Origin of the sequence: Candidatus Ichthyocystis hellenicum, assembly GCF_001460935.1 — a bacterium.
GTDB classification, from domain to species: domain Bacteria; phylum Pseudomonadota; class Gammaproteobacteria; order Burkholderiales; family 2013Ark19i; genus Ichthyocystis; species Ichthyocystis hellenicum.
In genome coordinates this window covers 2,012,145-2,027,705 of the sequence record NZ_LN906597.1, presented here as the reverse complement: position 1 = coordinate 2,027,705, position 15,561 = coordinate 2,012,145, and the positions used below count along the sequence as shown (strand labels likewise).

The following is a 15,561-nucleotide window of genomic DNA, read 5'->3' as shown; positions in this document are numbered from 1 at the left end:
TTACTATTCCAGTGACTATAGCTCCAGCCGAGGCACCAACAGAAGATGCTGCTATTACCTTACCAGTGTAGCGTTTGGTTTTAAGTCGAGTGTGTACTCACGAGTTAAGGCGTCCCTGTTCCATGAGTTTCTCATCATTCCTGTGATACCAATTTGATTGGCAGGAAAATCTAATGCGGGAGGAATCATAAGAATAGGGGAGTCTTGACCGACTGTTACTACTGTCGTGTGTTTGCTGTCGTGATTGTAGTAGCCTCTATCATAGCTAACAGCAAGAGTTCCCCCGTAAGAGTTGAAGTTGTATGTCACTAAGGGAAAGTACTTGCGTGGCTTGGGTATTCTTCTTCTTTTGCCTGGAACATGGTATGGATCAATCCATGATTCACCAAGGTCTTTATGGTCTATAGGGTTTTCTGAAGAAGTTACAACTGCACTTATATACTTGAATAGAGATAGTATTTTTTCTCGTCTTGGTGCGCCAAACCCAGCAATAAATTCCTCGTAAGCAGAGATGAATGTTAATGGCTTGCCTTGTGGTAATAGCAGTATCTTTGATAATGAAGGATTAATTTTCTCTATTGATAATGATTTTTTATTCATATGGCTGACTGCCTGTCTAAGATTTATATGAGGGTAGATCGATTTTATTGTAAGAGGTTTTCGTTCCATCATTTTGTCAAAGGAGAAACGTATTTTTGCTATTTCTTTCATTGAAAATATTGAATTTACACCATATTCCTTGTTATACATGGGCCTTAGTTGGAATGCATTTCTTGTTTTAGTTGCTGTTATCGTGTGCCCCGATATATTGACAGTATCAATAGGAATGTTCGGGTCAAAAGAAATAACACTTGAATCAACGCCTAGCCAGTTTGCAAGTAGCAGCTCGATAATGGACTTGAACTCCATATCTGTTTTGCAAAATCCCTTCATAGCTTTGTAAAGCCCAACTGTTGATTGCTGATAATATTTTGATATTGCCTGCTTAAGTGTTGCTATTACAAGACTAATACCTGCAATTATTGCTCCGAATCCAGGGAATATTAGTCCGAGTGTACCAAGGACTATAGAGGATAGGCTGGTAGCTAAGTCCATGGCCGCACTGTTGAATTGATACGCTGTTTTAGCTTCTACCATGTTTTTGATTGAGAAGCCTGTGTTTACTATCCCAGTAACTATAGCTCCTGCTGAAGCGCCAACGGAGGAGGATGCTATTACATTCCCAGTGCTTTCAGATACCCGAGCAGCAACGTCAAGAGAGGATGAGGTTAGTGTTGATAGTTGTTCAGTTAGTATTGCACTCCATTGGGCTGAAGCACAAACCATATCAGTCATTGAGGCTGCGTAATTAATTATAAATAGGGCTTTATCTGCTTCTGGTAAATGTTGTATCTGGTCGAGATATTTATGCATTTCATATAAATTGACTATATTGACAATGTCAAAAACCAAACCAGTAAATTTTGTTGCTATCGCATCAAATTTGGTAGCTGGATATACTATATTTGCTATTTGGTAAAGTTTATGCAGCTTTCCAACATTAACTCTTACCATTGCTACTGCTTTCTTAGAGTTTTTCTGAAAAAATGCTTCTAGTTGAGCTTTGTATGTTTGTGTTCCCGGTTTGGCCGTTACTGTGGTAGTTGCATCTCTAGCGGACCATATCCTTACGTTGATATTATTATTGTTGTTGTTGTTTGGATCGGCATCACTTACCGCCTTAAATAAACGATCCATATCTATCAAAGCATCTTCAACTGGAATACCAGCTCTTCGTATGGCATTGCTAATATGAATGTAAGCTGCATTTGCTGATGATCTTAGAGCTAGTAGGTCACGTGCATGGGTGGAAGTATCCACGCTAGATCTCACTTGTGTATGCGGTGAGGGGGGAAGTGAGATTCGAGGACTACTGGGCAGTAGTCGACCGTGGAAGGATGTTGGATCAACATTTCCTGCTACTGCTGCTGCTAAAGAGGCCAATGGACTCCTTCTTCTGATGGAGCTGGCTTTTATAAGTTCGTTGACATCAGTTAGTATGTTCCGTACAGGGTAAGTGCCAAGAACAGGAATAACTTGATTGGAGAAGTTTGGATTGTACCTGGCAATGGTCGCACGACCGTTTCCTGGGGTTACCGGAGATGGTAGATCCATACTGTGGTAGTCGTCAATTATTCTCTGTAAAAAAGTAATAGATTGTGATCTAGTGAGAAGGGGAAATGTCCCTAGGTTGGAGTCAAATAAGGTTAATAGAGGTGTTCTTCCTACTAAGTCGGGGGCATCCGGAAATCCTTTTACCAAGACAATTACGTGCTCAGGGACTCCAATGAAGAATGCGGCACCTTCTTTTACTTTTCTATGTAATACTAATCTGTATATTTGTTCGGCACTCATTTGTGTTTTATAGTCTGCTTTTGCCAGGAAATTAGGTGATTGATATGGGACCATTTCACCTGCAGTCATTGCTAAGTTATTCAGATGGTGTAGAGATGTTTTTAGCTGAGTTATTTCTTTTAGCTGTCCGTCCATAATTGATTCAGTGACCAGGGAGTCTACATCAGAAACAAATTTAACGGCATTATCAGTGCCTTGCCTATGTACTGCATCTGCAAAACACAGTGATAATCCGTGGCATACACCACTGGCCATAATGGTGTTAAGAAGTGCTCCCTCTATCAGGGGATCTTGATTGAATTTTGATGGTGCCTTAATTTCAGGTCGGGACATAACTATATTTTGTTCTTCTGGGGTCAAACCATCTAACCATGAAGAAAAGTATTTATCAAAGCGAGCCTGTGATTTAGGGCTATTTAATAATTCTTGAGCTGATCGAACATGTACATCAAGAATATTTCCATCTATCATTCTCTGATTAGCAATGGCGTGTCTTTCCCCCAATGCATTGATTATTTTGTCGTTTGATATTTTTAGCACGAGGAAAGCGTTAGTAAGAGCTTTGTTATTTGTTATTAAGCTAAGGTTATCCTCATTAACACCCATGTTTTTTAGTATATCAATAGCTTCTTCAAATGAAGTTGGCTCTGTTGTTTCGTAGCTTTTTGTATATCCAGGGCTATCGAAATAGGTAGAAGCAACTATCCTGCATTTCAATTCGTAGCCCCGATTTGCCATGTCGTTATTTTTAAGGGAGTAAACTCGGTCAACAGTGCTCATTGCTGATAGAATCTTTTTAAACCCTTCCTGAGCAGCATCAGATGCGAATCCGCTTTGCTGAATGTTTGCTATGTATGAATCCATTGCAGCTTGATCTAGTAGACCGAAGTTTTTCTGCACAAAACTAACAAAATCTGAGATGGAACCAGATGGTGAAGCAACAGGGCTATCTAGAGCGCGTTTTACTCGATGATGTGGGTTTTCTTGTTGGTGATTGTTACTAGCCCAATAATCGAATTCCTCGCGTATGTGTTTTTCTTCTGGAGTTCGTCTGATGTCTCCACGGGGTATTGGCATAGCTTCAGCAAGTAATGATGGAAACAAACTGCTCCTGCTCTGTTGTTTTTGTTCTGGTAATTCGTTTCTATAAACTATCTCTATATTTTGCGAAGCAAGTGGTTTTAGTGGAACGACTAGGGCTGAAGAGCTTGCTTTCTCTCCCTCTTGAGCTAACCTTTTGTCTAGATCATTATTCCAGTCAACAAATCTTTGTACTTCTTTTCTTGCTTGATCCCAGTTTGTGGTTTTAACTCTGATCCGCGTTTGCTTCGTGCCGGTGTAGTGCTTTTGATCAGTGCAATTTTAGTATTGTTGTAATTTAATGTGCCAACAAAATGCTGGTCATGGCCGTCATAAAGCGGAACCATAAACCTTTCTTTCCCTGTGGTTTGGATAAGGGTGTGATTTTTTTCTGTTGTATTCTGATTCTGAGATACCAGAGGAATTTGTGGCACCAAGATAGTAGAGTTTGGGTGTATTTCGTGAGCCTCTAAGGTTTTATTAATGAAGTTTTCATTAGTTGCTACCTCTTTTGTTGCTATGAGCAATTCTCCGTTAAACCCTCCATCAATTTCTTGTGAGACAAACTCTGTTTCTCCTGGCACAATATATGCTCTGTTTGCGATAGCATTTATAAGTTGCTTGGGATGTATATGTGATACCGATACCTGGTTAGGTTGCACAGGATGGTCGTCAATTTGCTCCAACAGTAGTTTTTTTTCTCCGTCGAAAAAATAATAGGTCCCAAACTCTTTCCACTTATCGTTCTTGTGCATTGCTCTATCATTGATTTGAGGTTCCTGGATCCAAATTAATTCTAAGTCCTTCCAATCTTTACTGAAATTACCATACCTGTTTCTTACCTCGGATGATAAGCATACAGGAATTACATGCTCCTCTTTCAACTCAGGATAAATATCATCTTGTTTTTGAGCGCTGTCAGTTAAGTTTTTTGGTAATGCCATCCATCCTATTTTTACGAATGCATCTTTATCGCTACGACAAGTTAAATCATACACTGGGGTTACCTTTTTCCAGGCAATATTAAGTTGGTGGGGGGAAGGGCTGAGTCCAGTTCTTATTTTTTTTCCAAGCAAAAATACTACTTCTTTTCTTATTTCTTTTGCTTGTCCGACGGTCCATTGCTTGGTAAGGATATATGTTTCAGTTTCATTTAACCAGATCATAGGTTTTCCAACAAATTCTATATTAACTCCATCTTTGTTTGTGCTGCACGTTAAGCTGTGATATTCCTTTTTGCTCTCGGAGTCTATTCCTTCTGTAAGGGTTAATGTTGGTATTTTCCAGTTTGGAATATAAACTTTGGTTCTGGTTTTAGATCTACCTGCGAGTGAATCGTAATTGTTGGTATCGTGATCCTTTGGATCAGGATCTTTCAGGTTGCATTCTGGTAAGTGGTTTTTCCATTGATCAAAAGGAGAGTTATTCGGAGATCCACTTTTCTGCTTTGATTTTTCTACAGGTGTTGGTTTCATCTCTAGAATCAGCTGGTATCCATAGGGATATTCCTCAATTATTCTTATTTCTTCAATTTGTCCTGGGTATAGCTCAGTAATTGCTATTTTAGATGAGACACTTATATGTCTAAATTTTACATTTGCGTTGGGATTAACGATTAATACTGCCGTGGAATTGTGCTTTATGCCTACAGTATACTCTCGTGTTAATGCATCCCTATCCCAGGAGTTGCTCATTACTCCCGTAACACCAATTTGGTTTACGGGAAGATCTAATGCGGGAGGAATCATAAGCGCAGGTGAGCCTGGGCCAACGGTTACGAAGGTTTCGTGTTCTCTGTTGTCATGATAGCCCCTATCATAACTAACGGCAAGAATTCCTCCTAAACCGGCAGAATAGGTTATTAAGGGGTAGTATTTAGAAATTATAGTATTGGGGGGGGGTACGCGAAAAAAATTTTCTTGAGACCTTGCTGTGGCGCGTATATATTTGAATTTATTTAATACGGTATTCCTGTCAGGAGCTCCAGTACCAAAAGTAAAAGCTTCGTAAGTTGGATAGTAAACTACCGGTTTTCCTTGTGGCAATATTAGTATTTTGGTTTCTGGCGAGTTGTTTTGTCTCATGGATAGATATTTTGTTGCTTTCATTGTTTCTTCTACTTTCTTCAGGTTCAAGCGAGGATAAATTCTTTTTATTGAAATAGGTTTTTTTTCTAACATCCTGTCAAAGGAGAAGCGTACTTTTGCTATTTGTTGAGGAGAAAGTCTAGAATGAACTCTATAATAACTGTCATACAGCATTCTCAACTGGAAGGAATTATCGGTTTTAGTTGCTGATACCATATCTCCTGATATATTAATATGGTTAATAGGAATGTGTGTTTTAAAAGAAATTACCCCATCCTCTATTTTTATCCATCTGCTAAGTAATAGCTCAATGATGGCTTTAATTTCCATATCAGTTTTGCAAAATCCTGCTGTGGCCTTGTAAAAACCAACAGTAGCTTGTTGAAAATATTTTGTTAATGCATATTTGAGTGCCACTATAGTGAGGCTAATTGCCGCAATTATTGTTCCAAACCCAGGAAATGCTAATCCAATTATTCCAAGTCCAACAGAAGATAGTCCGGCGGTTAAGTCTGCTGTTGCTTTGCCAAATTGATATGTTGTTTGTGCCTCAGTCATGCTTTTGATTGCAAAACCTACATTTATTCCTCCTGCAATCATAGATCCTACTGATGAACCAATAGATGCTGCAGCTATTACACTTCCGGACCTCTCAGCTACCCGAGCAGCAACAGCAAAAGAAGATGCAGTTAGTGTTGATAGTTGTTCAGTTAGCACGGCACTCCATTGGGCTGAAGCACAAACCATGTCAATTACTGATGCTGCGTAATTGATTGTAAATAGTGCTCTATCTGCTTCCGGTAAATGTTGTATCTGGTAGAGATATTTATGCATCTCATATAAATTGACTAAATTCATAATGTCAAAAACTAAACCAGAGAATTTTGTTGATATCATATCAATTTTAGTAGCTGGGTATGCTATTTTTGTTATCTGATAAAGTTTATGAAGCTTTTCCATTTTAACTTTTACTACTGCCACGACTTTATTAGAGTTTCTCTGAAAAAATAATTCTAGTTGAGCTCTGTATGTTTCTGTGCCGGGTTTGGCTGTTACTTTGGTAGCCGCATCTTTAGCGGACCATATCTTTACGTTGATGTTATTATTGTTGTTACTGTTCGGACTTCCTTCACTTGCTTCTCTAAGTAGACTACTTGTATCTATCAAAGCATCTTCAACTGCAATTCCTGTTTTTTGTATAGCGCTTTCAAGATGAGAGTAAAGTTCAGCGGCAGTTGATCTTAGGACCAGTAAGTCGCGTGCAGGTGTAGAAGTATCCACGTTAGACTCTGCCTGCGGTGCCGATATACGCGAAGATGGAGCAAGAGAAATTTGCGCACTACTAGGCAGTAGTCGACCGTGGAAGGATGTTGGATCAACATTTCCGGCTACTGCTGCTGCTAAAGATTCTAATGGACTCGTTCTTCTGATGGAGCTGGCTCTTATAAGTTTGTTGACATCTGTCAGTACATTACGTACAGGATAATTACCAAAAACAGGAATAACTTGATCAGAGAATCTTGGGTTATATCTGGCAATGGTAGCACGACCGTCTCCTGGAGATAATGGAGACGGTCTGTCCATATTGCAATAGTCGTCAATTATTCTCTGCAAAAAAGTAATAGCTTGTGATCTAGTGAGAAGGGGAAATGTCCCTAGGTTAGCGTCAAAGAGCGTTAATAGAGAGGTTCTTCCTATTAAGTCGGGAGCATCTGTAAATCCCTTTACCAAGACAACTACGTGCGCAGGGACTCCAATGAAGAATACGGCACCTTCTTTTACTTTTCTATGTAATACTAATCTGTATATTTCTTCAGCGCTTATTTGTGTTTTATAGTCTGCTTTTGCCAGGAAATTAGGTGATTGATATTGGACCATTTCACCAGCAGTCATTGCTAAGTTATTCAGATGGTGTAGAGCTATTTTTAGCTGAGTTAGTTCTTTTAATTGACCGTCTATAATTGATTTGGTGATTGTTGAGTCTACATCAGAAATAAAGTTAACTGCATGCTCGGTGCCATATCTATGTGCTGAGTCTGCAAAACATATCGATAATCCATGACATACACCACTGGCCATAATGGTGTTAAGAAGCCCCCCCTCGATTAAAGTATCTTGAGTAAATTTTACTGGTGCTTTAATTTCAGGTTTGTTCATAACCATAGACTGTTCTTTTGGGTTCAACCCATCTAACCATGAAGAAAAATATTTATCAAAACGAGCTTGTAATTTGGCACTAGCTAATAATTCTTGGGATGCGCGAACGTGTACATCAAGAAGATTTCCATCTATCATTTTTTGATTAGCAAAGGCGTGTCCTTCCCCTAATTCACTAACTAACTTGTCGTTTAATATTTTTATCACGAGGAAAGCATTAGTAAGTATTTTGTCGTTAGTTATTAGTCTAAGGTTGTTATTATTGACACCAATGTTTTTTAGTACATTAATAGCGTCTTCAAATGAGGTTGGATCTGTTGTTTCATAGCTTTTTGTGTATCCGGGGTTATCGAAATAGGTAGAAGCAACTATTCTGTATTTTAATTCATAGCCTTGATTTGCCATGTCATTGTTTTTAAGGGAATAAACTCGGTCAACAGTGCTCATTACTCCTAAAAATTTCTTGAATCCTTCCTGAGCGGCATCAGATGCGAATCCGCTTTGCTGAATGCTTGCTGTATAGGAATCTAGTGATGTTTGATCTAGTAGGCCGAAGTTTTTCTGCAAAAGATTAACAAAATCTGAGATGGAACCAGATGGTGAAGCAACAGGGCTATCTAGAGCGCGTTTTACTCGATGATGTGGGTTTTCTTGTTGGTGATTGTTACTAGCCCAATAATCGAATTCCTCGCGTATGTGTGGTGCTAATAATTTCAGATCTCTGTGAGATTCGAATATTTCTCTACATAGCTGTTGTTGTTGCTTCATTTGCTGCAGTGTTGTGCTGCCCTGGTTCCAGTCTGCTCTTAGTATGTGTTCGAAAAACTCAGAAATAAATTCTAAGTCAGATCTAGGAGGAAAAAGAAAATCCCTTTGTTGTGCTAGAGCCAAGTCTATCTGATATGTTTTCTTGTAAGCATTGAGTAGGATTCCTTCACTTTCTTTTCTCGGGTTTACTGATATTTCTAGTTGTTCGAGTTTGGTTTGCAGTTCCTCTAGTATCATCATCGAATAAGGAAAGGTGCCCAAGCCACAATTAGTTGGCTGTTCTTGAGAGAAGCAGATCTCGTTAAACGTGAGACTTTCTTCATATATTTTTATTTCTGATCCTATTTTTCCCTCTGGCCCGGTACAGGAAGGGCTTTCTGCTGTTTGACTTTCAGCTTCAATCAGTCTAGGGGAGGTTAAACCAATGCCGGTACACATAATGTTTTTTCTATAAAAACAATCAAATAGGAAGTGTCATTGTAGTAGTGTAAAAAAGTAAATGAGCAATTAAATGTTATACTTAGGTTGGAATTATTTGGTTTTTCCTTAAGGAAGCTGGTACAGTTTGTTTGCCAAAACTTTTACATAATTGTGTTAATTTTCAATTACTTATTAAGAGCGACTTCCTTTTTGTTGCGGTATAGTCGAAGTGGAGGGTTAAATCTTTTACCTAAGATGATAATAATGACGAGAAAGAGCTGTTTATTTGTGCGACATTTCTTTAGGGATTATTTAGGAGCTGACTATTCAGTTGCGATAGGTTATTTAAGTGCCTAATGCTGATACATCTTATCTTTACAGATGTATCCATGGGTAACTATGTTAGGGCTCCCTTTCTTCTTTAGCTAAAGGCACTTCTCTGTCTGATACAGATTTGGGAAAACAACAGTTAAAGTTCCTCCATCTCATTGTTTCCATCCTGAGATTCATCGAACCCGGTTCTTGTGGACTGCGGCAGCATGGTTTGTAAGTCATGTAGTGAGTATGTTTTTTCTCCAACCGTGACTATATCTCCGCAACTGTGGTGTAGTGACAAAGTTTCATTAAATGCTTGTTCTAACCGGATAATAAAGTACCCGGGTCCTTCCTGTGGGTCAGAATGATTTATTTTGGGTTTTAAGACTTCCATTATTAAATCCGACCCATCTACTTTGATCATTACCGGATCAAGAGGGACCCCCATAAATTCAGTATAACCAGCTGAGCTGAATTTTAGTTTCGGCAACATTTCTGTTTCTTCTGTCAGTCCAAGGTTACTTGCCAAGGTTATTGACTTTAAGTACTCCATTGATTCTTTTAGTATCACTAACTCTACTGCTGGCGCGTCACTATTTTCTACCTTATCTTGTGGCAATAGCGTCAGGTGTTTTACTCCAGGCAATGGAGGTGTTTTGTATTGTGTTTTTCCTTCATTGCTTTGCCAGAGTTTGCCAAGAAAACGGTAGTCTCCCATGTCTTGTAGCGACGAGAACTTCAAAGCCCAGTTGCTACATTCTTTATTGCCATTGATAGGAATCGAAGCCAGATAATCTACCGGCGTGTATTTGGCTAATACTGTCACATAAAGTACTTGCCGTTCTTTTTGGCTATAGCCAGTTATATGGTATACCTGAGGTATTTTTTCTACAGTTGTTTCTCCTGTTGATGAGGGGACTCTTACTGCATTCCAGTTTACCGCGAACATTTGAAAATTTAGGGTGTCGTACCAAATTATCGGTGCCACGCTGCCTTCCGGCGCATCAGTTGTTACCGGGGTTGTTACTGGAAAGAACCGTTGTTGCGGCGTTCCGTACTTCGAGAACAAGCTTTCCAATTTCTGCTTTATGTAGGCTCCGTGGTCTTCATTTTTTTGTAAATCTTCCCATATCTCGCCTCCGACTCCTAGAAGTTGCATATTCCTTTGCCATTCTCCTCTTGAGTTTGCAGCCATCTGTAATCCAATTAGTATTCCTGGCGACAACCGTACAGTAAGAATATTTAGTAAAGGATTAACGTTAGCGTCCAAAATTTGTTCTTCTTTGAATAGTTCTTGTAATTGAGGTAATTGTTCTTCTTCTAAGGCATCATTTTTTTGAGTTTGTGGGATAGGGTCAACCAAGTGCAATCTTATGGTTTGAGTTTCAGTGCTCCGCAAATTACGTTTGAAGCGAATAGCTCTATTGCTTTTAATTACTCCAATATGTCCACTGTTATATGTTAATGTTCCAATAAAACGTGGATGATTGGATTCTTCAATTGGAACAACAAACGTGTCCGAAGAGGTTTTGATAAGTGTCCGAATTATTGCCGTAGCATTTTTATCTAACATCGGAATATTTGGCACCAAGACAGTTGAGAGGGGCTTTGTTTTATGAAATTCCAGGGTCCTATTCAGGAAGGTTGAATTGGTTGCAACATCATCAATGGCGATAAACAAGTTGCCATTAGCCCCCCCATCAACTCCTTGAGGGCTAAATTCAGTTTCTCCAGGCACAACTTGTAATCTGCCTGTGATAGCATTGATTACCTGTTTGGGGTGAATGCGTGATATCGATACTTGGTTCAGCCGAACGGGGTGGTCATCTACTTGTTTTAGTAGTAAGCTTTTTCCTTCACTGAAAAAATAATAAGTTCCGAATGAAGGCCATTTCTCGTTTTTTGATTCTACTCTGTCATTGCTTTGGGGCTCGTGGATCCAGATCAACTCAGTATCCATCCAATCATCATTGGAGCTACCATACTTGTCTCTAACTCCCTTTGATAAACACAGGGGAATTACGTGTTCATTTTTCAATTTAGGATAGGGATCTCCAGATTCCTGAGTATTCTCTCCGATAGATTTCTTCGGTAATGCCAGCCATCCTGCTCCTGCGAAAGTAGATTTGTCACTGCGACAAGTTAAATCATAGACGAGGGTTACATCTTTCCAGGTAATCATCGAAGATAAAGGGTTTGGTCCCGTTTGTGGGGATTTGCGAAGCAAGGCTGCTATGTCTTTTTTCATTTTTTCTGCTTGTCCAACTGTCCATAGATCCATGAATTCAGATGGACTGGATGATGTTGGGTTTCCAATGATTTCTACTTGTATTCCTTCTTTTCTTACAGTACAGGCCAAACTTGAATATGATTTTTGGGTATCAGGATCTATTCCTTCTTGAAGATTTAAAGTTACTACTCTTTCTTCTGGAATAGAAAATTTAGTCGAGGTTTTTGCTCTACCTGCTAGTGGATCGAAATAGTCAGCGTTTTTGTGGTCTTTTGGATCAGGATCTTCTAATTTGCATACTGGCAAATATTTTTTCCATTTGTCAAGGGGAGATTCTTTTGGTGACGAATTTCCCTGATCTGATTCTTGTATAGGTGTTGGTTTCATTTCTAAAACTATATCAAATCTACCTGTGCCAGGGACTATTTTTACATCTTTAATTTGTCCTGGGTACCACTCCGTAATTCCGATTTTAGCTGTATCAGGAACTTCTCTAAAATTTATATCTGCGTTCGGATTAGCTATTATGGCGGCGGTAGCGTTTGGTTTTAAGTCGAGTGTGTACTCACGAGTTAAGGCGTCCCTGTTCCATGAGTTTCTCATCATTCCTGTGATACCAATTTGATTGGCAGGAAAATCTAATGCGGGAGGAATCATAAGAATCGGGGAGTCTTGACCGACGGTTACTACTGTCGTGTGTTTGCTGTCGTGATTGTAGTAACCTCTATCATAGCTAACAGCAAGAGTTCCCCCGTAAGAGTTGAAGTTGTATGTCACTAAAGGAAGGTACTTGCGTGGCTTGGGTATTCTTCTTCTTTTGCCTGGAACATGATATGGGTCAATCCACGATTTACCAAGGTCTTTATGGTCTATAGGGTTTTCTGAAGAATCTACAACTGCACTTATATACCTGAATAGAGATCGTACTTTTTCCCGTCTTGGTGCGCCAAAACCAGCAATAAATTCCTCGTAAGCAGAGATGTATGTTAATGGCTTGCCTTGTGGTAAGAGCAGTATCTTTGATAATGAAGGATTAACTTTCTCTATTGATAATGATTTTTTATTCATACGGCTGACTGCCTGTCTAAGATTTATATGAGGGTAGATTAATTTTATTGCAAGAGGTTTTAGTTCCATCATTTTGTCAAATGAGAAACGTATTTTTGCTATTTCTTTCATTGAAAATATTGAATTTACACCATATTCCTTGTTATACATGGGCCTTAGTTGGAATGAATTTCTTGTTTTAGTTGCTGTTATCGTGTGCCCCGATATATTGACAGTATCAATAGGAATGTTCGGGTCAAAAGAAATAACACTTGAATCAATGCCTAGCCAGTTTGCAAGTAGCAGCTCGATAATGGACTTGAACTCCATATCTGTTTTGCAAAATCCCTTCATAGCTTTGTAAAGCCCAACGGTTGATTGCTGATAATATTTTGATATTGCCTGCTTAAGTGTTGCTATTACAAGACTAATACCTGCAATTATTGCTCCGAATCCAGGGAATATTAGTCCGAGGGTACCAAGGACTATAGAGGATAGGCTGGTAGCTAAGTCCATGGCCGCACTGTTGAATTGATACGCTGTTTTAGCTTCTACCATGTTTTTGATTGAGAAGCCTGTGTTTACTATCCCAGTAACTATAGCTCCTGCTGAAGCGCCAACGGAGGAGGATGCTATTACATTTCCAGTGCTTTCAGATACCCGAGCAGCAACTTCAAGAGAGGAGGAGGTTAGTGTTGATAGTTGTTCAGTTAGTATTGCACTCCATTGAGCTGAAGCACAAACCATATCAGTCATTGAGGCTGCGTAATTAATTATAAATAGGGTTTTATCTGCTTCTGGTAAGTTTTGTATTAGGTCGAGATATTTATGCATCTCATATAAATTGGCTATATTGACAATGTCAAAAATCAAACCAGTAAATTTTGTTGCTATCGTATCAAATTTGGTAGCTGGATATACTATTTTTGTCATCTGATAAAGTTTATGCAGCTTTCCAACATTAACTCTTACCATTGCTACAGCTTTCTTAGAGTTTTTATGAAAAAAAGCTTCCATTTGAGCCCGATACGTTTCTGTTCCTATTTTTGCTGTTACCTCAGTTGCTGCCTCTCTAGCAGACCATACTCTTACATTGATATTATTATTGTTGTTGTTGTTAGGATCCACTTCACTTGCTGCCCTAAATAAGCTATTCATATCTATCAAAGCATCTTCGACTGAAATACCAGCTCTTCGTATGGCATTGCTAATATGAATATAAAGTTCAGAGGCGGTTGATCTTAGAGTGAGTAGGTCGCGTGCATTGGTAGTAGTATCAAGGTTAGGTCTTGCTTGTAATTCCGGTGTATGCGGGTAAAACGAGGGAGAATTTGGGTTGCGATCAGACATTAGGCGACCACGCAGGCGACCACGAAACGATGATGGATCAACATTTCCTGCTACTGCTGCTGCTAAAGAGGCTAATGGGCTTCTCCTTCTTATTGCTCCTGCGCTTATAAGTCCGTCGATGTCGGAGAGTACATTCCGTACAGGGTAATTTCCTAGGGTAGGAATAACTTGATCGGAGAAGTTTGGATTATACCTGGCAACGACAGCACGACCATCTCCCGGAGAGACTGGAGTCAGTCGATCCATGCTACCGTATTCATCAAGTATTTTCTGCAAAAAAGGAATAGCTTGTGCTCTAGTGAGAAGTGGAAATACGCCAATATTGGAGTCAAAGAAAGTTAGTAGAGGGGTTCTTCCTACTAAGTTGGGAGCGTCAGGAAATCCTTTTACCAAGACAACTACGTGCTCAGGTACTCCAATGAAGAACACGGCACCTTCTCTTACTCTTCTATGTAATACTAATCTGTATATTTCTTCAGCACTCATTTGTGTTCTATAGTCTGCTCTTGCCAAGAAGTTTGGTGATTGATATTGGACCATTTCACCCGAAGTCATTGCTAGGTTATTCAGATGGTATAGCGATGTTTTTAGCTGAGTTATTTCTTGTAGCTGTCCGTCTGTAATTGATTCGGTGACTAGTGAGTCTACATTGGAAACAAATTTAACTGCGTGGTCAACTCCATATCTTTGTACTGAATCTGCAAAACACAGTGATAATCCGTGGCATATACCAGATGCCATAATGGTGTTAAGAAGAGCCCCATCGATTAAAGGATCTTGGGTAAATTTTACCGGTGCTTTAATTTCAGGAGTGTTCATGACTATAGTTTGTTCTTCTGCACGTAAGCCATCAAACCATGAAGCAAAGTAATCATCAAAACGAGTCTGTAATTTGGGATCATTTAATAATTCTTGAGCTGATCGAACATGTGTATCAAGAAGATTTCCTTCTATGAGGCTTTGTCTGGCAATGGCGTGATTTTCCCCTAGCGTACTAATTAACTTTTCATTTGATATTTTTAGCACGACGAAAGCATTAGTAAGTGCTTTGTCATTGGTTATTAATCTAAGATTGTCATCATTGACTCCAAGGTTTCTTAGTACATCGAGGGCATCTTCAAATGAAGTTGGGTCTGTTGTTTCGTAACTCTTCGTGTATTCAGGTTTGTCAAAATATATAGCGGCTATTATTCTGCATTTTAATTCATAACCCCGATTCGCCAGGTCATTATTTTTAAGGGAATAAACTCGGTCAACAGTGCCCATTGCTCCTAAAAATTTCTTGAATCCTTCCTGAGCGGCATCAGATGAGAATCCGCTTTGCTGAATGTTTGCTATGTATGAATCCATTGCAGTTTGATCTAGTAGACCGAAGTTTTTCTGCACAAAGCCAACAAAATCTGAGACCGAATCGGCAGGCGAGGCAACAGGGCTATCTAGGGCGCGTTTTACTCGATGATGTGGGTTTTCTTGTTGGTGATTGTTACTAGCCCAATAATCGAATTCCTCGCGTATGTGTTTTTCTTCTGACGCTCGTCTGATGTCTCCACGGGGTATTGGCATAGCTTCAGCAAGTAATGATGGAAACAAACTGCTCCTGCTCTGTTGTTTTTGTTCTGGTAGTTCGTTTCTATAAACTATCTCTATATTTTGCGAAGCAAGTGGTTTTAATGGAATGACTAGGGCTGAAGAGCTTGCTTTCTCTCCCTCTTG

The 15,561-nt window shown here is 39.4% G+C and carries 3 protein-coding genes; all 3 read right to left on the bottom strand.

Annotated elements, in window-relative coordinates; genetic code table 11:
• Positions 1-54: 54 nt before the first annotated feature.
• The 3 genes from Arg41_RS07365 to Arg41_RS07355 all read right to left on the bottom strand — a co-directional run bounded on the left by Arg41_RS07365 (position 55) and on the right by Arg41_RS07355 (position 15,438).
• Positions 55-3,498, bottom strand: a complete 3,444-nt coding sequence (locus tag Arg41_RS07365; protein WP_092490696.1) for a hypothetical protein — start codon at positions 3,496-3,498, stop codon at positions 55-57.
• 137 nt (positions 3,499-3,635) lie between these two features.
• Complete coding sequence (locus Arg41_RS07360) at positions 3,636-8,924, bottom strand: hypothetical protein (protein ID WP_092490695.1); 5,289 nt, start codon at positions 8,922-8,924, stop codon at positions 3,636-3,638.
• A 451-nt stretch (positions 8,925-9,375) separates the two neighbouring features.
• Positions 9,376-15,438 carry a hypothetical protein gene (locus tag Arg41_RS07355; protein ID WP_092490694.1) on the bottom strand — a complete coding sequence of 2,021 codons (6,063 nt, stop codon included), beginning with the start codon at positions 15,436-15,438 and terminating at the stop codon, positions 9,376-9,378.
• Positions 15,439-15,561 lie beyond the last annotated feature (123 nt).